At 53.2% G+C, this 20,890-nt stretch carries 19 protein-coding genes and 2 pseudogenes; 10 read left to right on the top strand and 11 right to left on the bottom strand.

All coding sequences use genetic code 11. The features are described from left to right. Positions 1-285 precede the first annotated feature (285 nt). Positions 286-921 carry a hypothetical protein gene (locus tag HMPREF1487_RS19675; protein WP_010798472.1) on the top strand — a complete coding sequence of 212 codons (636 nt, stop codon included), beginning with the start codon at positions 286-288 and terminating at the stop codon, positions 919-921. Between the two features lie 2 nt (positions 922-923). Here the strand turns inward: HMPREF1487_RS19675 and HMPREF1487_RS19670 are convergent, their stop codons facing one another. The 3 genes from HMPREF1487_RS19670 to HMPREF1487_RS19660 form a co-directional block, all read right to left on the bottom strand. Continuing rightward, entirely contained in the window at positions 924-2,759 is a 1,836-nt protein-coding gene (locus tag HMPREF1487_RS19670; RefSeq protein ID WP_010798471.1) for an ABC transporter ATP-binding protein, read from the bottom strand. Positions 2,760-2,880: 121 nt separating this feature from the next. Beyond that, positions 2,881-3,432 (bottom strand): peptidylprolyl isomerase, encoded by a 552-nt coding sequence (locus HMPREF1487_RS19665; protein ID WP_010798470.1) that lies wholly within the window; start codon positions 3,430-3,432, stop codon positions 2,881-2,883. Positions 3,433-3,495: 63 nt separating this feature from the next. Then, positions 3,496-4,395: a PA3225 family LysR-type transcriptional regulator gene (locus HMPREF1487_RS19660; RefSeq protein ID WP_010798469.1), complete on the bottom strand. Its 900-nt coding sequence runs from the start codon at positions 4,393-4,395 to the stop codon at positions 3,496-3,498. 154 nt (positions 4,396-4,549) lie between these two features. Between HMPREF1487_RS19660 and HMPREF1487_RS19655 the strand changes: the two genes are divergently transcribed. The 3 genes from HMPREF1487_RS19655 to rarD all read left to right on the top strand — a co-directional run bounded on the left by HMPREF1487_RS19655 (position 4,550) and on the right by rarD (position 7,078). Then, complete coding sequence (locus HMPREF1487_RS19655) at positions 4,550-5,158, top strand: FMN-dependent NADH-azoreductase (RefSeq protein ID WP_010798468.1); 609 nt, start codon at positions 4,550-4,552, stop codon at positions 5,156-5,158. Positions 5,159-5,318: 160 nt separating this feature from the next. Next, positions 5,319-6,176, top strand: coding sequence for a carboxylate/amino acid/amine transporter (locus tag HMPREF1487_RS19650; RefSeq protein WP_010798467.1), 858 nt, complete (start codon positions 5,319-5,321; stop codon positions 6,174-6,176). Continuing rightward, the gene (gene rarD, locus HMPREF1487_RS19645) at positions 6,173-7,078 is read left to right on the top strand and encodes an EamA family transporter RarD (RefSeq protein WP_010798466.1); all 906 of its coding nucleotides are present in this window, start codon (positions 6,173-6,175) and stop codon (positions 7,076-7,078) included. The genes HMPREF1487_RS19650 and rarD overlap by 4 nt, the downstream gene beginning before the upstream one ends. Positions 7,079-7,083: 5 nt before the next feature. Here rarD and HMPREF1487_RS28010 read toward each other — a convergent pair. Both HMPREF1487_RS28010 and HMPREF1487_RS28450 read right to left on the bottom strand, forming a co-directional pair. Continuing rightward, positions 7,084-7,323 (bottom strand): annotated as a pseudogene (locus HMPREF1487_RS28010) (hypothetical protein); the annotation flags it as partial. Positions 7,324-7,537: 214 nt separating this feature from the next. Next, on the bottom strand, positions 7,538-7,801 hold the full coding sequence (locus HMPREF1487_RS28450) for an ureidoglycolate lyase (protein ID WP_084213911.1): 264 nt from the start codon (positions 7,799-7,801) through the stop codon (positions 7,538-7,540). Between the two features lie 392 nt (positions 7,802-8,193). On the opposite strand from HMPREF1487_RS28450, the gene fdnG reads away from it, so the two are divergent. Genes fdnG through fdhE form a run of 4 tightly spaced genes read left to right on the top strand, consistent with a single transcriptional unit; the run spans position 8,194 to position 13,838 of the window. After that, entirely contained in the window at positions 8,194-11,262 is a 3,069-nt protein-coding gene (fdnG, locus tag HMPREF1487_RS19625) for a formate dehydrogenase-N subunit alpha (protein ID WP_139272289.1), read from the top strand. A 13-nt stretch (positions 11,263-11,275) separates the two neighbouring features. Continuing rightward, positions 11,276-12,196, top strand: a complete 921-nt coding sequence (gene fdxH / locus HMPREF1487_RS19620; protein WP_010798462.1) for a formate dehydrogenase subunit beta — start codon at positions 11,276-11,278, stop codon at positions 12,194-12,196. Then, on the top strand, positions 12,193-12,903 hold the full coding sequence (locus HMPREF1487_RS19615) for a formate dehydrogenase subunit gamma (RefSeq protein WP_010798461.1): 711 nt from the start codon (positions 12,193-12,195) through the stop codon (positions 12,901-12,903). The genes fdxH and HMPREF1487_RS19615 overlap by 4 nt, the downstream gene beginning before the upstream one ends. A gap of 44 nt (positions 12,904-12,947) precedes the next feature. After that, entirely contained in the window at positions 12,948-13,838 is an 891-nt protein-coding gene (fdhE, locus tag HMPREF1487_RS19610; RefSeq protein WP_037030969.1) for a formate dehydrogenase accessory protein FdhE, read from the top strand. Between the two features lie 53 nt (positions 13,839-13,891). On the opposite strand, the gene guaD is transcribed toward fdhE, so the two are convergent. Beyond that, positions 13,892-15,190, bottom strand: a complete 1,299-nt coding sequence (guaD, locus tag HMPREF1487_RS19605) for a guanine deaminase (RefSeq protein ID WP_010798459.1) — start codon at positions 15,188-15,190, stop codon at positions 13,892-13,894. 107 nt (positions 15,191-15,297) lie between these two features. Further along, positions 15,298-15,777, bottom strand: a pseudogene (xdhC, locus tag HMPREF1487_RS19600) (xanthine dehydrogenase accessory protein XdhC); the annotation flags it as partial. A gap of 53 nt (positions 15,778-15,830) precedes the next feature. On the opposite strand from xdhC, the gene HMPREF1487_RS26880 reads away from it, so the two are divergent. Then, positions 15,831-16,684 (top strand): IS5 family transposase gene (locus tag HMPREF1487_RS26880; RefSeq protein ID WP_125913069.1). Its coding sequence is split into 2 segments (ribosomal slippage): positions 15,831-16,179 and positions 16,179-16,684, totalling 855 coding nucleotides; the frame shifts between segments, so codons are not numbered across the junction. On the opposite strand, the gene HMPREF1487_RS19585 is transcribed toward HMPREF1487_RS26880, so the two are convergent. The 3 genes from HMPREF1487_RS19585 to HMPREF1487_RS19580 all read right to left on the bottom strand — a co-directional run bounded on the left by HMPREF1487_RS19585 (position 16,670) and on the right by HMPREF1487_RS19580 (position 18,850). Next, positions 16,670-17,044: an XdhC family protein gene (locus HMPREF1487_RS19585; RefSeq protein ID WP_010798455.1), complete on the bottom strand. Its 375-nt coding sequence runs from the start codon at positions 17,042-17,044 to the stop codon at positions 16,670-16,672. The genes HMPREF1487_RS26880 and HMPREF1487_RS19585 overlap by 15 nt on opposite strands. A gap of 560 nt (positions 17,045-17,604) precedes the next feature. Then, positions 17,605-17,838, bottom strand: coding sequence for a DUF1272 domain-containing protein (locus HMPREF1487_RS26875; protein ID WP_073450718.1), 234 nt, complete (start codon positions 17,836-17,838; stop codon positions 17,605-17,607). Continuing rightward, positions 17,831-18,850 (bottom strand): GlxA family transcriptional regulator, encoded by a 1,020-nt coding sequence (locus tag HMPREF1487_RS19580; protein ID WP_010798454.1) that lies wholly within the window; start codon positions 18,848-18,850, stop codon positions 17,831-17,833. Before HMPREF1487_RS19580 ends, HMPREF1487_RS26875 begins: the two co-directional genes overlap by 8 nt. A gap of 152 nt (positions 18,851-19,002) precedes the next feature. On the opposite strand from HMPREF1487_RS19580, the gene scpB reads away from it, so the two are divergent. Next, complete coding sequence (gene scpB / locus HMPREF1487_RS19575; RefSeq protein WP_037030289.1) at positions 19,003-19,764, top strand: SMC-Scp complex subunit ScpB; 762 nt, start codon at positions 19,003-19,005, stop codon at positions 19,762-19,764. A 68-nt stretch (positions 19,765-19,832) separates the two neighbouring features. On the opposite strand, the gene gap is transcribed toward scpB, so the two are convergent. Next, the gene (gap, locus tag HMPREF1487_RS19570; RefSeq protein ID WP_010798452.1) at positions 19,833-20,837 is read right to left on the bottom strand and encodes a type I glyceraldehyde-3-phosphate dehydrogenase; all 1,005 of its coding nucleotides are present in this window, start codon (positions 20,835-20,837) and stop codon (positions 19,833-19,835) included. Between the last annotated feature and the right edge of the window lie 53 nt (positions 20,838-20,890).

The raw sequence follows: 20,890 nt of genomic DNA, 5'->3' as shown, positions 1-20,890 counted from the left end.
TTCGACTTCTCATGTTTTATATCCCACTTCGCCGACTGACTGCGCTTATCGGTAAGGTGTACCTGAAGATCACATGGTTCATGTTAGACGAATACGAGCGGGCTGTAGAGGCGTGAATAGAGGGAGAAGCAACCTGTGAAGATGCTCTTGGTTGAAGCAAAAGCGGTTTCTAATCAAGCATTTTTTTTGATTAACAATTATGGGCATTCGGTGCTCGCTGAAAGTCGTTGCGCTGTGATAGCAAGCAAGGCAGGCTCGCGGCTTTAATCATGTATGAGGGATCCCGTGGCAAAGAACGTATCAACGGAGTCGCCAACCAAGCTCACTTTTTGGGTGCTTATTGGAATTGCTGCAGTGCTGGTAATGCTCGCTGTACTTGGTAATCAGCTCGGATGGGAGCTGATACATATTGGTTATGACTCAATGTCGCTACCCAATGGACTGGAGGCGGGTACACGTGGGTATGTTGTCAATGGCCTGACATCGTTATTGTTCGCCTTGGCACTTACAACTGCAGTCACTGCTGCTTTCATAAAGGCGGGAGGGCGTTATCGCGCACGACTGCCTGTACCCGTTACAGCGCTGATCATGTGGCTGCTTTTTAACGTATTGCTGGTGATTTTTTACCCATCCGCGCTTGAAGTGCAGGTCAGACATTACAGCGGTCCAGCCTTTATTGACTTCTTTTCCTTGAGGGACCGCAAGGGAAGTTTTCAAGGCAGCGCTGACAAAAGCCAAATGCTTACGTACTACCAGGACTGTGCCGCCCGTAGCGAGCAATGCCCTGTTTATGAGTGTGTGACTGAAAAGCAATGGTGGTTTGGTGGTTTTCAGAAGATTCAGGGTTTCTATCCTGGCTTGGATATTGAAAACCAAAAAAAGCTGCTTGACCAATATTGCCAAACAGCTCTTTTGAAATAGCCTCAGCTTTCTCCTACGAATCCGCCCGTCTGGTGATGCCATAGACGGGCATATAACCCTCCTTGAGCAATCAATTCTTCATGGGAGCCAATTTCAACGATCTGGCCTTTATCCATCACAACAAGTCGGTCCATACGTGCGATGGTAGAGAGACGGTGAGCGATGGCTATCACAGTCTTGCCTTTCATAAGCGTTTCGAGACTTTCCTGAATGGCAGCCTCGACCTCTGAGTCCAGTGCTGATGTTGCCTCATCCAGCAGAAGAATAGGCGCGTCCTTGAGTAGGGTGCGTGCAATCGCAATACGCTGGCGTTGCCCGCCGGACAACTTGACCCCGCGCTCGCCTACTTGCGCATCGAGCCCGGTTCGTCCTTGCGCATCAGTCAGTAATGGAATGAATTCATCTGCTCTAGCCTTATGTACGGCTGCTTGAATTTCTTCGTCTGTTGCATTGGGTCGGCCATACGTCAGGTTCTCGCGAATCGAGCGATGCAGTAGTGATGTGTCTTGAGTTACAACACCTATGTTGCTGCGAAGGCTTTCCTGAGTGACGTGAGCAATATCCTGGCCATCAATCAAGATTTGCCCTTTTTCCAAGTCATACAGGCGAAGCAGGACGTTAACCAGCGTGGATTTCCCTGCGCCAGAGGGTCCGACAAGGCCTATTTTCTCTCCGGGCTTTACGTCCAGATTAAGGTTTTCGATAACGCCACGGGTTTTGCCATAGTGAAAGGCAATCTCTTGAAAGCGGATTCCGCCTCGCTCAATCTCAAGTGGTTTGGCACTGCTTTGATCAATGACGGTGCGGGGGCGGGAAATAGTTTCCAGGCCATCCTGAACCATACCAATGTTTTCGAAGATGCCATTGACTACCCACATGATCCAGCCGGACATGTTGTTGATACGGATGACAAGTCCTGTAGAAAGAGCGATCGCTCCGATTGAGATAAGACCTTTATGCCAAAGCCACAGGGCAAGTCCCGTCGTTCCGGCGATCAGGAAGCCATTCAACAGGGAAATAGTGACACCCATAGCGGTAATCAGACGTGACGCATAGCGAGCTTGTTCTGTTTGTTCTGCCATGGCTTCATGAGCGTAGTCTTCCTCTTGCCGAGTATGAGCAAAGAGTTTGAGCGTCATGATGTTTGTGTAGCCATCAACAATCCGTCCGGACAGTTTTGAGCGTGCTTCGGACGAGATGACGGATCGCTCCTTGGTCTTGGGTACGAAGTACCAGAGGGTAAGGATGTACGCGATGATCCAAATAATCAGGGGAACCATAAGCCAGACGTCAGCCTGGGCAAAAAGAACCAGGGCGCTGCCGGCATAGATAAGTACATGCCAGATGGCATCCACTGCCTGGACAGCGGAGTCCCGTAGCGATGCTCCGGTTTGCATAATACGGTTGGCAATACGACCTGCAAAATCGTTATGGAAGAAGCTGAGGCTCTGCTTCAAGACATAGCGATGATTTTGCCAACGAATCAGTGTAGTCAGGCTAGGAGTAATGGTTTGATGGACCAGCAGGTCATGCAGGCTGATAAAAAGTGGACGCAACAAGAGTGTAACGACTGCCATCCAGACTAGTTCATGGCCATGCTCCTGAAAGAAAACCGTGCTGTTAGCAGAACTCTGTGCCAAGTCGACGATTCGACCCAGGAAGCTGAAGAGTGCGACCTCGATAAGGGAACCTACCAGGCCCACTACCAATAGAAAGAGAAAAGCAGGCCAGGCCTGTTTAAGGTAGTGGATGTAGAACCGCATCACGTTGCTGGGAGGTGTTTCGTCGGAGGCAGGCTTGAAGGGATCAATAATAGTTTCAAACAGGCGAAAAACCATATGCGCTCTCGTTGCCGTTCAGTGTATGCGGCAGGAAGCCGCGCTGTCTTAAGCCTGATCCTCAGAGGCGTGTGACTGCCTGTCAGCAGAATAAGCAGTCACACTTTAATCGGAAGCAGGCTTATGATTTTTTGGCCGCGAGGATCAAAATCGGTTCGCGTGGAACGTTCTGGAACATGCCTTTGCTAACAGTCGAGACACCGGCGATCTTATCTACTACGTCCATGCCGCGAGTAACTTTTGCGAAGACGGCATAACCAAAATCCCGCTGGCCATGATCAAGAAAGGCATTGTCTGAGACGTTGATGAAAAACTGGCTGGTTGCCGAATTGACCGCTGCGGTGCGTGCCATGGATACGGTACCGCGTGTGTTTTTAAGCCCATTGTCCGCTTCATTGTGAATAGGGGCTTGTGTGTCTTTTTGCTGCATGTCCTGGGTAAATCCGCCGCCCTGGATCATGAAGCCTGGAATGACGCGATGGAAGATGGTGCCTTTGTAAAAACCTGAATCTACGTAAGAAAGAAAATTCTGTACGCTGACAGGCGCTTTTTGTGCATCCAGTTCCAGTTCAATTTCGCCCTGGTTGGTGGTCAGCACGACATGAGGATTTTCGGCAGCCCAGGCAGAAGAAGCCAGCACAAGCGTGGCGGCAGTAAAGAAAGCTTTGAGCATAAGCGCTCCTTTTGGGGTTAGGGTTGGTTATGTATGAGCGTAGCGCGGTTTGCATGGCACTTATCAAGACTGGCCATGCCCTGTACCTTGTTTCTTGATCAATTCAACCAGTATCTGAGAGGCAGGACCGAGCGGGCGCTCTCGACTCTGATACATATAAAAAGGATGGAAGCGGTTACCTCCTTGGCTCAGCGAAAGAGGTTTTAGCGTACCTTCATTGATTTCGCGCTCGATAGAATGACGAGGTAGCCAGGCGAACCCCAGCCCATTGCGGACAAAGGTGGCGGCTGTAGCAAGGCTCCCAACGGTCCAGCGCTGTTCCGCGCCCAGCCAGCCAGCGTCTCGTGGTTGGGTGCGACCGGAATCTCGTATGACAATCTGCATCTGAGCCTCAAGGTCCTGAAACGTCAGCTCACGCTGCAGTCGATGCAGATGATGATCTGGATGGGCGACTGCGACGAATTCGACTGTACCCAAGCCTGCGCCTAGGTGAGCCGCAATATTCAGACCGCTGATAGCAAGATCGGCCATGCCTTCAAGTAAGGCTTCTTCTACACCAGACAGTACCTCTTCCCTCAGGCGAACCCGGCATCCACGGCTTTGTGGCATGAATTCGGTCAGTGCGCTGACCAAACGGGAAGTAGGGTAGGCTGCATCGACTACCAGGCGTACCTCTGCTTCCCAGCCTTGCTCCATATGGTGGGCAAGCTCTTCCAGCTGGCTGGCCTGTTTAACCAGTTGGCGTGAGCGCCTTAGCAAGACGTCTCCGGCTTCTGTCAGTACCGCCTTGCGCCCCTCGATACGTAGCAGCGGAACGCCCAGCTGCTCCTGCATGCGCGCAACGGTATAACTGATGGATGACTGAGAGCGATGTAGCACCTCGGCAGCTTGTGCGAAACCGCCGTGGTCAACCACTGACTGTAAGGTGCGCCATTGGTCTAGCGTAACTCGAGGAGCCTTCATACCTATTCCTTAGCGAATCGGGCAGCGTAAACGCCATGATAAGTCATTGTTATATCAATAAAGTTGATTGGTATTAGCTATAAATTCCGTTTTTATATCAACTTAATTGTTATTAAGCTGTGCTCATTCTCCCATTACAAAGGACGCCAGCATAATGTCTCAGGTTCTCGTGATTGAAAGCAGTGCTCGTAAAGAAGGTTCGATTTCTCGTCAGATTACCGCTGAGTTCATCGAAGCGTGGCAGCATAAACATCCAGAAGGCAAAATCTCGGTACGGGATGTTGCCGTTGATGTTATTCCTCACCTGGATGAAAACCTTCTGGCAGGTTGGATGACCCCAGCCGAGACACATTCCGAGGCACAAAAAGCAGCTCTTGCACGTTCGAACGAGCTGACCCAAGAGCTGTTGGCAGCCGATGTTCTCGTACTGGCCGCACCCATGTACAACTTTGCTATCCCTAGTACCCTGAAGGCCTGGCTGGATCATGTACTACGTGCAGGTGTGACGTTCAAGTACACTGAGCAGGGGCCCCAAGGGCTTCTTGAAGGCAAGCGCGCATATATTCTGACGGCGCGCGGTGGTGTTTACACCGGAAGTCCTGCAAATACCTTTGATCATCAGGAGCCTTACCTGCGGCAGGTGCTGGGCTTCATTGGCATTACTGATGTGACGTTTATCCATGTAGAGGGCGTTGCGATGGGGCCAGAAGCAATGGCCAAGGGACTGGAACTGGCGAAGGCTCAATTGGCCGAAGCACTCTAAGTTCAGGCGTTTACCTTTGGATTGAGCCTCCTTCGGGAGGCTTTTTTTCGTCTGGGCATTGGTTATTCCTGGGGTCTCGTGGATTCGGTATCAAGAGGTGAAGACTTTTCTGATGCTAAAAAGCGCGGTACTGTCGCGCACCTTTTGCTGAGTGGTCGTTATGCCGTATCTGTTGTCTGTCACTGTACTTTGGGCGTTTTCCTTCAGCTTGATAGGGGAATACCTGGCCGGTAAGGTCGACAGTGATTTTGCTGTATTGATCAGAGTATTGCTGGCCGCCGCTGTGTTTCTGCCGTTTACTCAGTGGCGAGGTGTTGCGCCGCGCTTCATTGCAGGCTTGATGGTGGCGGGTGCCTTTCAATTCGGCATTACATACCTGTGCCTATACCGAAGCTTTGCAGTTCTGACGGTACCGGAAGTACTCCTTTTTACCGTACTGACGCCTATTTATGTGACGCTTTTGGATGATGTGGTGTGTCGCCGCTTCAATCCGTGGTCATTGGTCGCCGCTGTGGTGGCGGTTCTAGGGGCCGTCGTGATTCGCTTGGAGCGGTTCGAAGGTGAGTATCTGTCAGGATTTCTGTTGTTGCAGCTGGCCAATCTGACCTTCGCGGCAGGACAGGTATTGTGTAAGTACCTGGTACAGCGTCATCCCTCGGATATCCCGCTGTATCACCGTTTTGGATACTTTTTCCTAGGCGCATTACTGATTGCGCTGCCGTCATTTCTATTGTTTGGCAACCTGGAGCGTATGCCCCAAACAGCCGTACAGTGGGGCGTACTGATCTGGATGGGACTGTTTGCCACGGCGCTGGGCATGTACTGGTGGACGATCGGCTCAACCCGGGTCAACGGCGGAACACTGGCAATTTTGAACGAACTGCATGTACCTGCCGGTCTAATCGTGAATATCCTTATCTGGAATCGAGATGTGGATCTTGTTCGGTTGCTATTGGGTGGTGGGGTTATCGTGGCCTCTTTGATGATTAATCGTTTGGGACGCAGGGCATTCGCATGACTCTATCTGGCCGGGGTATGGCGCTGTCGGTGCTTTCTTCTGTACTGTTCGCTGTGATGCCGGTGTACTTCAATTATCTGGAGCCATTGGACGGTGTTCAGGTGCTGACGCAACGCATTCTCTGGTCGATTCCCATGGTATTGCTGCTTCTGGTACTGACACGACAGGGCGCCATGCTGCGACAGGCGCTTGCTCGATTGCTTCGTGAGCCTCGGCTGATTTTGGCTCTAATAGGCAGCACCTTACTGGTTGGGTCGCAATGGGGGGTATTTGTCTGGGCAACGATGACAGGGCATACCCTGGATATAACACTGGGCTATTTCCTGTTGCCTCTGGTGATGGTCATAGTCGGCCGCATGTTTTACGGCGAAGAGATGAGACCGTTATATCGGGTCGCTGTAGTCTTCGCCTTGATCGGCGTCATTCATGAGTGGTGGGCTACCGGGGCGTTTTCCTGGGTTACGCTGGTGTCGGCTCTGGGTTATCCACCTTATTTCATGTTGCGGCGCTGGATGAAAATTGATGCGCTGTCCGGCTTTATTCTAGAAATGCTGTGCATGGCGCCTTTGGCTATCGTGCTGCTCTATTTCTTTAGTCCTGCCTCGGCTCTGCAGGTGGCGCCGAGCTTGTGGATCCTTCTACCGGGGCTTGGCTTGTTAAGCGCGGTGGCCTTTGGCGCCATGATGGCTGCAAGCCGACTGTTGCCAATGGGACTGTTTGGTATCCTAAGCTACATCGAGCCGGCCCTGCTTGTGTTTGTCGCGATCCTGCTGCTGGACGAAGCATTTGTCTCTTCCCAACTCTGGACATACGGACCGATCTGGATTGCCGTACTGCTTGTTTGCCTGGACAGTGCCCGTTTGCTTAAGAAGCAGTTGCGTCGAGGGCTGGAAAATGTCTGATAGCTTCAGCGGCCGCCATTAAGCGTTGAAATCCAGCGTCCTATGAGGTCTCGCTCGGACTGGGTCATCTGCGTGACATTGCCTAAAGGCATGGCATTGGAATCTATGGCTTGCTGCTTGATTCGCGGGGCCATTTGCCGGATCTGATCAGGCGTATCCAATAGAACCGCAGCCGATGCCTCACTAAACAAGGGGCTGGTGGGTTGACTGGAATGACAGACCGTACAGCGTTCGTGAATGATGCCTTCTACCTGAGCGAACTCACCTGTAGCGGTAGGTAACCTCTGTTGCGATTGTACAGTGGCGTAAAGGCTGCCTGGATTTTTGATAGGTGAGGGCGTGTTAGTGGATTGTATCAATGGAGACATCTGCTCATTGTCAAACCACAGGAAGAGGCCCAGCACTACCAGGGTTAGCCCTGAGCCAAACAGCATCCATCTGAGTTTTTGCATGTCGCGATCACTGGCTAAAGCTATCAGTATAACCAAGCGGTATGTGGACCTGATGACGGCCAGTCGCGGGTTGTCGATTGGCTGTGCCGCTTTGGTCAACAATTGGAAAGTCTTCGATATCCACGAGTGCTCGCATAGAGTAATGCAAGACTCCTTGGTGACAACTGATGCCTTGCTCTTCGTTGGTAAGGAAGGTCCTAATAGGGTCAGGACCAGGCGTATCACCCGCAGACGTGACTACGATCAGAAAAGGCTTGTCTGAGCGGGACAAACGGCTGGCTTCCTAGTTTGCTCTGGCTCATCACGCATTGCCTGATTCAATGCCATTTCAAGAGGCTGGTCATGGGGCGATTAACAGCCCATGTACTGCACACTGCGCACGGCTCTCCAAGTGCCGATATCGCTCCGGCGTTGTACTGTGTGGATACCGATCTGGCGCATTGTCGGCATAGGTAAACAGCAATGGAACACAACGTGTACCGGGCAGCAGACAGTCCTTTTAGCAGCGCAACGCGTACAGTAGAGAGCCAAGACATGCCTATTTATATATTTATCCTTTGTAACCTTTCGTAAGGTATTGGAACTTTTTGGGGAACAATTGCGAATATCTTGGGGCCGAAGGGTTGATCCGTGAAAGTTGTGCCTGGAGTAACCCCCATGTCGATCCGTGTATCGCGAAGAAACTTCTTAAAATTAAGCGCGACCGGGGTGGCAACGTCGAGTATGGCAATGTTGGGCTTTGCGCCTGAACCTGCTATGGCGTCCATCCGTTATTTCAAACTTGCTGCAGCCAAGGTAACTCGAAACACCTGCACCTACTGTTCCGTAGGATGCGGCATGCTGATTTATAGCCGAGGCGATAACAGCATCAATACCGTTGAGGATATTTACCACATTGAGGGCGATCCGGATCATCCGGTCAGTCGCGGCTCCCTGTGTCCTCGTGGTGCTGGCGCACTCGACTTCGTCAAGAGTGAATCTCGCCTTTCTCATCCCTCCGTTCGCGAACCGGGTTCCAACGAATGGAAACGCATCAGCTGGAATGAGGCGTTGGACCGCATTGCGCGTCATTTGAAGGATGACCGGGACAAGAATTTTGTGACCCGTGATCAGCATGGTCATCTGGTCAACCACTGGACTACAACAGGCTTTCTCGCAGCGTCTGCTACCTCGAATGAGACGGCTTACCTTACGCAGAAAATCGCACGGAGTCTTGGTGTTGTTGTAATGGATAACCAAGCACGCGTTTGACACGGACCGACGGTGGCAGGTCTTGCCCCAACTTACGGTCGCGGTGCGATGACGAATTCTTGGACTGATATCCGCAATGCCAATCTGATCCTTTCCATGGGCGGCAACTCGGCTGAGGCGCATCCTGTAGGCTTTCGCTGGGTAATCGAGGCAAAGGAAAAGAACAACGCCAAACTCATTTCAATCGATCCGCGCTTCACCCGTACGGGCGCCGTGGCGGATTACCATGCCTCCATTCGGACAGGCACTGACATCGTGTGGTTGGGTGGTCTGATCAACTATTTGTTGACCACTGACAAGATCAACCATGAGTACGTCAAGGCCTATACAGACGTCGCAATCATCGTAAAAGAGGATTTCGACTTTCATGATGGCTTGTTCTCCGGCTATAAGCAGGACGATATCCGTGCTTATGACAAGTCGAGCTGGAGTTACGAGTTCGATGAAAAGGGTATGGTGAAGGAAGACCCAACCCTACAGCATCCCCGCTGCGTTTATCAGCTGATGCGTAAGCACTACAGCCGCTACACCATCGAGAAGGTTGAAAGCGTCTGCGGTATGCCACGTGATCAAGTCCAGAAAGTCTGGGACATGATTGCCGAGACGGCTGCCGAAGACAAAACCATGACCATTCTCTACGCGCTGGGTTGGACACAGCATTCTGTTGGCGCGCAGATGATTCGTGCCGGCAGTATGGTGCAGTTACTCCTGGGTAACATCGGCATGCTGGGTGGTGGGGTTAATGCCTTGCGTGGGCACTCCAACATTCAGGGCCTGACCGATTTGGGTCTGCTCTCAAACCAGCTTCCTGGCTATATCCGTCTGCCTTCTCATGAAGAGCAGGATTTTGACGGTTATATCGAGCGGCGTGCCAAGCAGCCGTTACGTCCAGGGCAGGTGTCTTATTGGAAATACTTCAAGCGCTTCCATGTCAGCCTTATGAAGTCATGGTATGGCGATGCAGCCACGGCAGAAAACAACTGGTGTTATGACTGGCTGCCCAAGCTCACAGAACCGTTGTATGACGTTATGCATACCCTTGAGCGTATGCACAATGGCGAGATAACAGGCTACCTGGCGCAAGGCTTCAACTTCCTGGCTTCGTTCCCGAACAAGAACAAGAACGTGGAAGCACTCTCCAAGCTCAAGTTCCTAGTAGTCATGGATCCTCTGGATATCGAGACGACCGAGTTCTGGAAAAACCATGGCGAGTACAATGATGTAGACTCGTCAAAGATTCAGACTGAAGTCTTCCGTCTACCCACGACCTGTTTCGCCGAAGAAAATGGCTCCATCGTCAACAGCTGTCGTTGGTTGCAGTGGCACTGGCGTGCGGCACCACCACCTGGTGAATCACGTCCGGATGTGGCCATCATGGCAGGTATTTTCCATCGCCTGCAGCAGATGTACCGTGACGAAGGTGGAGCGTTTCCTGATCCAATCCTTAATCTGACCTGGCCCTATAGCAATCCCGAGGAGCCTAATCCAGAGGATATTGCTCAGGAGTACAACGGTCGCGCGTTGGCTGATCTGCCGAGCGCTGATGGCAAGACTATTACCCATAAGAAGGGCGATCTGCTGGATGACTTTGGTTATCTGACGGATGATGGTCGTACAGCCTGTGGCTGCTGGATTTACTCTGGCTGCTGGACTCGTGCCGGCAATATGATGGATAGACGCGATAACGCTGATCCTTACAATGTCGGTATTACATTGGGATGGGCCTGGTCGTGGCCTCTCAATCGACGCATTTTGTATAACCGTGCAAGCGCGCGTCCTGATGGGACCTCTTGGGCACCTGAAAAGCGATTGATCTGGTGGAATGGTGAGCGATGGGCAGGACCGGATATTCCGGACTTCCCGTGGACATCGCCGCCGGAGGCTGGTGCCAGTCCGTTCATTCTCAACCAGGAAGGCGTTGCGCATTTCTTTGGTGGCAGCATGATGGCGGAGGGGCCGTTCCCTGAGCATTATGAGCCTTTCGAGTCGCCGCTCGATTACAACCCGATGCATCCTGATAACCCTGCAGCCAAGAACAACCCTGCTGCCCGTATCTTTGTAAAAGATCGTGAGCAATTGGGCACCAGCAAGGACTTCCCTTACGCCGCGACAACTTACCGGATTACTGAGCATTTCCACTTCTGGACGACTCATGCACGACTCAATGCCATCGCGCAGCCGGAGAAGTTTGTGGAGATTGGCGAAGATCTGGCAGGTGAACTCGGTATCAAGGCTGGTGATACGGTAAAGGTTACGTCAAAACGTGGCTTCATCCGTGCCATTGCGGTGGTTACCAAGCGTATCCATAAGCTTCAAGTGGAGGGACGCACGGTGCACCAGATCGGTATTCCTATTCACTGGGGCTTCAAAGGCGTGGCCAGGAAAGGTTTCCTGACCAATACCCTGACTCCAGTGGTGGGCGATGCCAACACGCAGACGCCTGAGTTCAAGTCGTTCCTAGTGAACGTCGAGAAGGTATGAGGACGCGATAATCATGAGAGGCGATCAAGTCAACTTTCAAAACATCGTCGCCCGGTCCGCGACCACCGAAGCCTCGCCGCACACACGTGACGGTGGGGTGGAGAAGGTCGCCAAGCTGATCGACGTTTCCCGGTGCATCGGGTGTAAGGCTTGTCAGGTAGCGTGTTCGGAGTGGAACGATCTGCGTGATGAGATCGGTCATTGCGATGGTAGCTACAATAATCCGGCAGACCTTAGCCCTACTACCTTCCAGGTCATGCGATTCAATGAGTATGTGAACGAGCAGGGCAATCTGGAGTGGTTGATCCGTAAGGACAACTGCATGCACTGTGCAGAGCCTGGTTGCATGAAGGCCTGTCCGGCACCCGGGGCGATTGTGCAATACGCCAACGGCATCGTGGACTTCAACTCCGAGCATTGCATCGGTTGTGGTTACTGCGTATCAGGCTGCCCATTCAATATTCCGCGTATCTCCAAGAAGGATCAAAAGGCCTATAAATGCACATTGTGCTCGGACCGTGTCTATCACGGCCTAGAGCCTGCCTGCGTTAAAACCTGCCCAACTGGCGCGATCATGTTTGGTACCAAGGAGGACATGACCGAGCATGCCTTGATGCGGGTAGGCCAGCTCAATGATCGTGGTTACGCCAATGCTGGTCTGTACGATCCACCGGGTGTGGGCGGTACCCATGTCATGTATGTGTTGCAGCATGCCGACAAACCAGAGCTCTATAGTAATCTGCCGAGCGATCCGCAGATCAGTCCGCTGGTAGGGCTGTGGAAGGGCATTACCAAGCCCATCATGTCCGCGATGATTGGTTTGACTGCCCTGGCAGGCTTTGCGCACTACGTGATGAAGGGCCCCAAGGAGGAGCCGGAAGACACGCCGGATGAGGAGATTCGTCACGAGGCCCTAGAGGAGGATCGCAAATGACCCCTTCAAGCAGCGAGAAAGGCATTCTGCGGTACAGCACGTTTAGCCGTCTGAACCATTGGGTCATCGCGATTACATTCGTATGTCTGGTGCTCAGCGGTCTGGCGTTCTTTCACCCCTTCTTTTTTGACCTGACCGCCCTGTTTGGCGGTCCGACAATGACGCGCATGGTTCACCCCTTTATCGGGGTGATCATGGCACTCTGTTTCGTGGTCATGGCCATACGCTTTTTCAAGGTCAACTTGTTCAAGCGTCATGATATCGAGTGGATGAAGCACATTGGTGATGTACTCAGTAACCGGGACGAACTGGCGCCACCGATCGGCATCAACAATCCCGGTCAGAAGCTGGTGTACTGGCTAATGGTCATGAGTGTGCCGTTGCTGTTGATCTCGGGTATCGTTATCTGGCGGCCTTATTTCGCGGAATATTTTCCGCGTGAATGGTTGCGACTCTCCAGTCTGGTACACGCCTATGTCGCCTTTGTTGCGATCATCACGCTGATCATTCACGTCTACTCGGCGATCTGGGTGAAAGGCTCCTTCCGAGCGATGACGCAGGGACGGGTTAGCCGTGCCTGGGCCAAGCATCATCATCGCCTCTGGTACGATGATATTGTGGAGCAGGAGCGCAAAGAAAAGGAAAGAACCGGCTCGCGTTCGGGTGCGGTCAATGAGCATCATATGCCAACGAAGGGGACGCCGTGACAGCCACTGCCACTCACCAATATGGGACCTCGCCGACGGGGATCATGGATCCGGCTCCCGTTGTACTGCCTAAAAAGCAGGTATTTGCCATGCGGGCGCGACGGCTCAAGGAGCTTTCTGAGAAAGTCGAGCCGCTCAGCGGGTTCTTGCTGTTCATGTCGCAGCTCGTCAAGGCGCAGGACATTGTCTTGAACGAGCATGAAGCCAGTTGGCTACCTGATCCAAGCGCTTTCACGCTGGCGCTGGAGCATGGTATGCCGCCGCTTGGAATCAATGCTTTGCGTCGTGACATTGATTGGCAGGCTGAGCTGAACGCATTGCTTGATACGCTTGAGCTCCACGTGGCCGATAAGCAGCGTGAGCTTTTGACTGCACTGCGTCATCTGGACCATGAGACAAGGGAAGCACTAGCGGACGATATTCTGGATGGCCGTCCAGGCCCTGTAGAGCATCGTGCCTTGCTTCCTTTTATCTCGGCAGCATTGCAGATCGCCTGGGTTCGTCTTACGCAGTGTCTATCTTCGCCACCCAGAAGGCCATCCGGTAATGCACGAACGATTTGTCCATGCTGCGGGTCGGCTCCTGTTGCCAGTATCATTCATGCTGATCGAGACCGCAGTGGCGTACGCTACTTGCACTGTGGTCTGTGTTCGACTGAATGGCATCTGGAGCGCAGCAAGTGCAGCGTGTGCGGGGAAGGCCGTACGGTGAAGTACCTGAGCCTCGAAGATGAGCAAGGCAAAGTGCCGGTGGCTGCGCAGGCGGAAACATGTAGCGACTGCAACAGCTATCTCAAGATTGTAACCAAAGAGTTCAATTTGGGAGCGGAACCAATGGCGGATGATCTGGCTAGCCTGATGCTGGATATGAAGCTTGCAGAAGAAGGGCAATTTGATCGAAGCGGATTCAACCCGCTGCTGATCGTAGGTGAATAACTATTTGCCCTTAACAAAAGGCCGGCTTTCTAGCCGGCCTTTTCATTGGCGCCTTAGCGCTGATGAACCTTCACGCCCATGGCGTAGGTTTCCTTAACGGTTCGATCATCACCCAGCATCATCAAGGCAAACAGTTTTTCTTCCAGCGACTTGGCCTGCTTCAGGCGATAACTCAGCAGAGGTGTTGCGTGGTAGTCGAGCACCACGAAGTCTGCGTCGTTACCCTGAGCGAAGCTACCAATCCTATCCTCCAGGCGTAATGCACGAGCTCCGCCTAGCGTAGCAAGGTAAAAGGCCTTGAACGGGTGCAGTTTTTTGCCTTGCAACTGCATAACCTTGTACGCCTCGTTGACCGTCTGCAGCATCGAGAAACTTGTGCCGGCACCAACGTCCGTGCCCAGGCCAACGTTCACCTTATACTGCTCAAGTTGTGGCAGTTTGAAAAGGCCGCTACCCAGGAATAGATTCGAAGTAGGGCAGAAGGCTACGGCTGATCCAGTCTCACTCAAGCGGGCACATTCTTCATCGCAAAGGTGTACACCGTGTGCAAACACCGATCGTTTACCTAGCAGCTGATAATGATCGTAGACATCAAGATAACCGCTGCGCTCGGGGAAAAGCGACTTTACCCATTCGATCTCCTTGATGTTTTCGGAAAGGTGCGTGTGCAGGTAGATATCCGGATATTCCCCAAGCAACTGGCCTGCAAGCGTTAGCTGCTCTGGCGTGCTCGTTGGTGCAAAGCGCGGTGTCACGGCATAGTGCAGGCGGCCTTTGCCATGCCAGCGCTCGATCAGCTCCTTGCTGTCTGCATAGCCGGACTCTGGCGTATCTACCAGAAAGTCGGGAGCATTTCGATCCATCAGGACCTTGCCGGCGATCATGCGCAAATTGAGCTTTTCAGCCGCTTCGAAGAATGCCTCTACAGACTGCTTGTGTACAGTGCCAAACACCAGAGCAGTTGTGGTGCCGTTACGTAACAGCTCCTTGAGGAAAATATCGGCGACTTCCGCCGCTTTGGCTGAGTCAGCAAACGCTCCCTCGGCCGGGAAGGTGTAGTTGTTTAACCAGTCCAGCAACTGCTCGCCATAGGACGCGATGATTCCTGTCTGTGGGTAATGGATGTGCGTGTCGATAAAGCCTGGTGTAATCAGCGCATCCGGGTGCTCAATGACCTCGGTTCCTTCGGGCAGTACGGGCAACAGCGTGGCTGCGTTTCCCATTGCATCGATGCGACCATCAGTTACGACCAGCAATCCGTCTTCAACGAACTCACAGGCAGCCTCAATGCCGACATCATTCGGATCGGCAACGCAGTGGAGCAGAGCGGCACGGTAGGCTTGAGTAGTCATATCCCTTCTTAATCATCCAGTGTGTTAACGGTAGACAGGTCAAGCATGCAACCTGTCGCGCACGATCAACCACTGCAAGGTCGACAATTCAAACCCGCGCGACATTATTAGGAATGGTTATGTGTCGGCTGAACGAGACGCAGTGGAGAGGCTTCTTGTAGCGTAGCCTGTGCGCTATAGGTCGCGATAACTTCTCCCGCTACAGAGATCGCAATTTCCGCAGGAAGTTTACCTTTAATCTGCGGGATTCCCAGAGGGCAACGTACGCGACCGATCTGTTCGGTTGTAAAACCCTTGGCTGCAAGGTGATGCTGAAACTTCACCCACTTGGTTTTAGAGCCTATCAGTCCGTAATAGCCAAAATCGTTACGGGTCAGGATGCGCTCGGTCAGCTCAAGGTCTAACGGATGATTATGCGTCATGACGATAAAGTAGGTGCCGCCTGGCATGGCGTCTACTTCATCCAGAGGTTCGTCCGTGACGATTTTGGTAACTCCCCTAGGAAGAGTGTCTGGAAACTCCCGAACACGTGAGTCGATCCAGCGTATCTCGCATGGCAGGCTGGCTAGTAGTGGTACTAGGGTTTGTCTGAAAAGTCGCGTTTGTTAGCCTAATGCCGTTGTGGCAAGCGGAGGCAGACATGACAGGTCGCTACGAGCTTTCGAGTCAGCGCTGGGCATTGATTGAAGACATCGTTTCTCCTCCCCAGACCATGGGCCGTCCTCGCCGGGATGATCGACAGATGCTCAATGGTATCTTCTGGATCCTTTGCTCCGGCGCTAAACGGCGTGATCTACCCGAACGCTATGGCCCTTGGAAAACGGTCTATCAGCGTTTTCGCCAATGGCGGGACGACGGAACGTTTGAGCACGTATTGACTCGTCTGCATCTGCAGCTTCGCCAAGATGGCTTTATCGATCTGGATACCTGGATGGTGGACTCTACGACCATTCGAACTACCCGTGCCGCGGCAGGAGGCGGAAAAAAAGGGGCCCGGACGAACCTGTAGATCATTGCTTGGGACGCAGCCGGGGTGGGTTAGGTACCAAGATTCACCTGCTTTGCGATACCAATGGTTATCCGCTGAGCTTTACCCTCTCGCCTGGTCAGCAGGCCGATTCGCGCAACTTTATTCCGTTACTGGATCAGGTGCGTCTTCCTGGCTCTCAGGGCAGACCACGCAAGCGTTGCCGGACAGTGATCGCGGACAAGGGCTACGATAGTGAAGGGGTGCGCCGCTATTGCGACCGCTTCGGTATGCAGCCGGTGATTGCCCAGCGCACGATGCACCGCAAGTCCCTGCCAGGTCTGCCTCGCCTGTTTGATAGGCCTAAGTATCAACAGCGTAACGTGATCGAGCGGCTGTTCAGTTGGTTAAAGGAAAAGCGTCGGCTCTGTACTCGCTTTGACAAGCTGGCTAGCAGCTTCAAGGCCATGGTAACGCTGGCCTGTATCGAACGATGCATGCGTGCCGACTTTTCAGACAAACCCTAGGGCACGCGCCACATGTCCATTACCAAACACGGCGACGTGCACCGTGTGCTGGCCCATGGGGTCAAACAGCAATTCTGTGGCTTCCGTGCCGCATGGTTCCTGACTTTCACCCAGCGTAAACCGTTCGATGCGCGGCTCGCGTATTCCTTCCTTGAGCATCTGCCGCGCAATCTCGATGGCCTTGTACTTGAGGTGACCGCTGCCAATCGTCAGACGTAAACTATCGGCAGTGACTATCATTTTTGTCCCTGTAGTACGCGGCGTTGAGCCTTTCTCTTCAACAACGGTGACCAACACGCACGGAATGCCCTGGGATTCAAAAGTGGCCAGCTCGGCTAACCAGCCCGTCTTTTCTTTCATGCACTTACCTGCTCAGTGGCGGGGTTTGCCGTGGTGCAGGCCTCGGCCTGCTCCAGGCGTTTCGTCAGTTTCATGTCCTACAGTACATACTCGAGTGGGGAGGGCATCAACATTTGGGTGAATCCGGTAATCCGCTAGGCTGGCAACGGCGTCCTTTAATTTGTACCAGACAGCAATGCCTCGTATGAAGGGCGGCTCGCCTACGGCGTAGGAGTGAGATACGGTTGCCCTCGGGCTCGATCTTCCACCGGCTTGATGCGGAAATCAGGGGGGTATCCGTTATTGTAGGAATTTCGAGAGATATCTGACCGATATAGCCCCTGCGGATCAACTTTTCGAAGGCCGGCTGCTGTTCCCATATGCTACATAGCCGTTAGTGAAGGCAACATTTTCTTCGCGGGCACCATAGTGCGAGCCGCAAATTCAACCAAGCGCTGGCGAATCCTGAATGCTGCGTTCTGCGCTACCTTGCCGCTCAAATCCGCTCCGCTTGAGGCGGCGATAGCGTTGATGTACTAGGTATGGATCTTAAGAGCGTGTCCATCAGAAAGCCTGCATGGTTATCGGCAGGGCTGTATCTTTCTGTTCAGGCTGGCAGGAAAGCGCTCTAGTTTTTGTGCCGGTCTAACCGGTCTTCTGACCAGCTCACCTCCACAGTTGGGGCAGCAGCCATGCAGGTGACTCAAGGCGCATGTCTTGCAGAATGTGCACTCGAAAGAGCAAATGAATGCGTCGCTTGTGTCAGGTGGTAGGTCTTGATCACAGCATTCACAGTTAGGGCGTAGCTCAAGCATGATCAAGTCCTCGTATGGGGTCACCGAATCGGGCGCTATACGCCTGCGGGCTGACTGACAAGTGTTTCTGAAACGTCCGGCGAAGGCTTTCCGGGTGGCCGAAGCCACAGAGGCGAGCAACGGTGCTGATTGAGGCTTGTGCATCATGTAGAAGTGCTCTGGCGGTCTCCAGGCGAACCTGTTCTACATAGCGTCCCGGAGTGATGCCCAACTCCCTGCCAAATGCACGCGACAAGGTGCGAGGCGTCATGTTGACCTGCTCTGCCAGACGCTCGATGGAAAGATCTTCCCCCAAGTGCGCGGGTATCCAGTCCAACAATGCGGCCAAACGAGGAGTTCGGCTGGGCTCCGGCGAAAGACAGGCGCTGAACTGTGCCTGACCACCGGGACGACGTAAAAACATGACGAGTCTGCGCGCTACGCTTAATGCTGTAGGTCGATCCAAGTCCGCTTCAATCAGGGCCAGCGCAAGGTCAATGCCTGCCGTAACACCGGCGGAAGTAAAGACATCGGCATAACCGTCCTGCCCGCCAGGATCGTAGGTATGTAAGCGGTCTCCCTCGACTTGTATAGCGGTGTAACGCTGCAACGCTTCCAGGTCAGCCCAGTGTGTCGTGGCGCGTCGGCCCTTCAGCAGTCCTGCCTCAGCCAGGATTAGGGCGCCGGAGCAAACGGACCCCAGGCGACGCAGGCGAGGCTGGCTCTGTTGCAGCCAGTCCAGCAGTTCGGTATGTCGACATTGCTGCTCGACGCCAATACCGCCAGGAATCAGTAGGGTATCGAGCTGCTCCGCAGGCATGTCACGCCAGGATTGATCCGCCACGATCTGAATGCCAGATGAGGTCATGATTGGGCCGGGCTGATTAGCCAGAAGACTTATCTGATAAGCCGGAGGCAGCCCTTGTCGCTGCCGTTCAACATTGGCAGACGCAAAAACCTGCAATGGCCCGGTTACATCTAGGCTCATTACGTCTGGATAGAGAAGGCTGGCAACAATGCGGACGGCACTCATGGTTCATACTCAGGACTGATCAATCAAGTGTGCTGCGCGCTGTGTCTGTCTGCAATGACAAGTGCCACACAAATATGGACATCAGGATAAGATCATCGGAAATTCTTCAGGGTGGCTTCTGCTCTGGCAACAACCTATTTAAGATGCGCTCCATGAATGTTTCTGACCCTAAAGAACTTGCGCCTTTGCTCGAAGCAATACTGCTGGCTGCGGGTAAACCGCTGACGCTGGAACGCCTCGCGGAACTCTTCGATGACTATGAGCGGCCCGAGCCCAAGCAGTTACGCGATGGACTCGCTGTGCTGGCCGGCTCGTGCAAGAAGCGTGGTTTTGAGCTCAAGGAAGTGGCCAGCGGTTATCGCTTGCAGGTCAAGGAGCGGTATTCAACCTGGGTCGGTCGTCTTTGGGATGAGCGTCCGCCACGTTATTCGCGAGCGCTTCTGGAAACCTTGGCGCTGATTGCCTACCGGCAGCCAATCACCCGTGGTGAAATCGAAGAGGTGCGTGGTGTTGCAGTCAACAGCCAGATCGTCAAGACATTGCTTGAGCGCGAATGGATTCGCGTGGTTGGCTATCGTGATGTGCCGGGCCGCCCGGCCATGTTTGCCACTACCAGAGCGTTTCTGGATTATTTCAACCTGAAAAGCCTGGATGAGTTGCCAACGCTGGCCGCTATTCGGGAGATGGAGTTCGATCCAGAACCTGTTCTCGACGATCACGCGCTGGCAGCAGAAGATGTGTCAGTCATGTCACCGGAGCCTGCCGAAACAACAGCCAAGCCGGCAGAGGAGACCAGTTTTCGGACATTACTGGCGGAGCTGGATGTCATGGAGACCGGACTCAAGATCGACTTTAACGATCTGCGTCTGGAAGAGGCCATCGATCCGATGGGAGAGGATCGGGAAGAGCAATGAGGCAATAGCCGCTATAATGAAAATCGGCCGGAGATGATCCGGCCGATTCGTCTGTGTCAGGTTCTGTGTTACGCCGGAGCGTTTACCAGTGCCTGACAGGTATCGAGCATACGGTTGGAGAATCCCCACTCGTTGTCGTACCAAGCCATGACCTTCACCAAATTGCCGGTGACCTTGGTGTGGTTGGCATCGAAGATTGAGGACAGCGGGTTATGGTTGAAGTCGATCGACACCAGTGGACGGTCGTTATAACCCAATACCGGCGAGGCTTCGCTGGCCGCTTTCATGAAGGCATTGATTGTCTTGGCATCTGCTGTCTTGGAAACCTGAATTGTCAGGTCGACCAGCGACACGTTGATAGTCGGCACACGTACAGCCATGCCGCTGAACTTACCGACCAGCTCTGGCAGCACCAGACCCACGGCTTCAGCCGCACCGGTCTTGGTTGGAATCATCGACTGAGTAGCCGAGCGGGCACGGAAGGGGTCGGAATGATAGACATCCGACAGGTTCTGGTCATTGGTATAGGCATGGATTGTGGTCATCAGACCATGCTCGATACCCAACTCACGGTTCAGGACCTGAGCGACCGGGGCCAGACAGTTGGTTGTGCAGGACGCATTGGAAATGATCTGGTGGGACTGACGCAGGATATTGTCATTCACACCATAAACAATTGTGGCGTCAACCTCCTTACCAGGTGCGGAGATAATGACCTTGGAAGCACCTGCGTCCAGGTGAGCCGCCGCCTTGCTGCGGCTGGTGAACAGACCGGTGCATTCGAACACCACGTCAACATTCAGGTCTTTCCAGGGAAGCTCTGCCGGATTTCGGATGGCGGATACCGCAATACGGTCGCCATTCACGGTCAGGCTGTTCTCATCAACGGAAATCTCAGCATTGAAACGATCATGCACGCTGTCGAATTCCAGGAGATGGGCATTAATGGACGCGTCACCCAAGTCATTGATGGCGACAACCTGCATATGCTGACGATAATTTCCGGAGTAAAGCGCACGAAGAACATTACGGCCGATACGCCCGAAACCATTGATAGCAATACGAATGCTCATATTTGAAACCTCGTTCTGGCAGGATTTGTTGTAAAAACAATTACACTATCGCG

This window comes from Pseudomonas sp. HPB0071 (genome assembly GCF_000478505.2).
GTDB classification, from domain to species: domain Bacteria; phylum Pseudomonadota; class Gammaproteobacteria; order Pseudomonadales; family Pseudomonadaceae; genus Chryseomonas; species Chryseomonas luteola.
Note: the sequence above shows the minus strand (reverse complement) of the source record. Positions and strands in the feature narration are given on the sequence as shown.

Excerpts from the sequence above, each read along its gene's own strand:
- HMPREF1487_RS19670 (WP_010798471.1), bottom strand. The coding sequence starts at position 2,759 with ATGGTTTTTCGCCTGTTTGAAACTATTATTGATCCCTTCAAGCCTGCC.
- HMPREF1487_RS19665 (WP_010798470.1), bottom strand. The coding sequence starts at position 3,432 with ATGCTCAAAGCTTTCTTTACTGCCGCCACGCTTGTGCTGGCTTCTTCT.
- HMPREF1487_RS19660 (WP_010798469.1), bottom strand. The coding sequence starts at position 4,395 with ATGAAGGCTCCTCGAGTTACGCTAGACCAATGGCGCACCTTACAGTCA.
- HMPREF1487_RS19655 (WP_010798468.1), top strand. The coding sequence starts at position 4,550 with ATGTCTCAGGTTCTCGTGATTGAAAGCAGTGCTCGTAAAGAAGGTTCG.
- HMPREF1487_RS19650 (WP_010798467.1), top strand. The coding sequence starts at position 5,319 with ATGCCGTATCTGTTGTCTGTCACTGTACTTTGGGCGTTTTCCTTCAGC.
- rarD (WP_010798466.1), top strand. The coding sequence starts at position 6,173 with ATGACTCTATCTGGCCGGGGTATGGCGCTGTCGGTGCTTTCTTCTGTA.
- fdxH (WP_010798462.1), top strand. The coding sequence starts at position 11,276 with ATGAGAGGCGATCAAGTCAACTTTCAAAACATCGTCGCCCGGTCCGCG.
- HMPREF1487_RS19615 (WP_010798461.1), top strand. The coding sequence starts at position 12,193 with ATGACCCCTTCAAGCAGCGAGAAAGGCATTCTGCGGTACAGCACGTTT.
- fdhE (WP_037030969.1), top strand. The coding sequence starts at position 12,948 with ATGGATCCGGCTCCCGTTGTACTGCCTAAAAAGCAGGTATTTGCCATG.
- guaD (WP_010798459.1), bottom strand. The coding sequence starts at position 15,190 with ATGACTACTCAAGCCTACCGTGCCGCTCTGCTCCACTGCGTTGCCGAT.
- HMPREF1487_RS19585 (WP_010798455.1), bottom strand. The coding sequence starts at position 17,044 with ATGAAAGAAAAGACGGGCTGGTTAGCCGAGCTGGCCACTTTTGAATCC.
- HMPREF1487_RS26875 (WP_073450718.1), bottom strand. The coding sequence starts at position 17,838 with ATGCTTGAGCTACGCCCTAACTGTGAATGCTGTGATCAAGACCTACCA.
- HMPREF1487_RS19580 (WP_010798454.1), bottom strand. The coding sequence starts at position 18,850 with ATGAGTGCCGTCCGCATTGTTGCCAGCCTTCTCTATCCAGACGTAATG.
- scpB (WP_037030289.1), top strand. The coding sequence starts at position 19,003 with ATGAATGTTTCTGACCCTAAAGAACTTGCGCCTTTGCTCGAAGCAATA.
- gap (WP_010798452.1), bottom strand. The coding sequence starts at position 20,837 with ATGAGCATTCGTATTGCTATCAATGGTTTCGGGCGTATCGGCCGTAAT.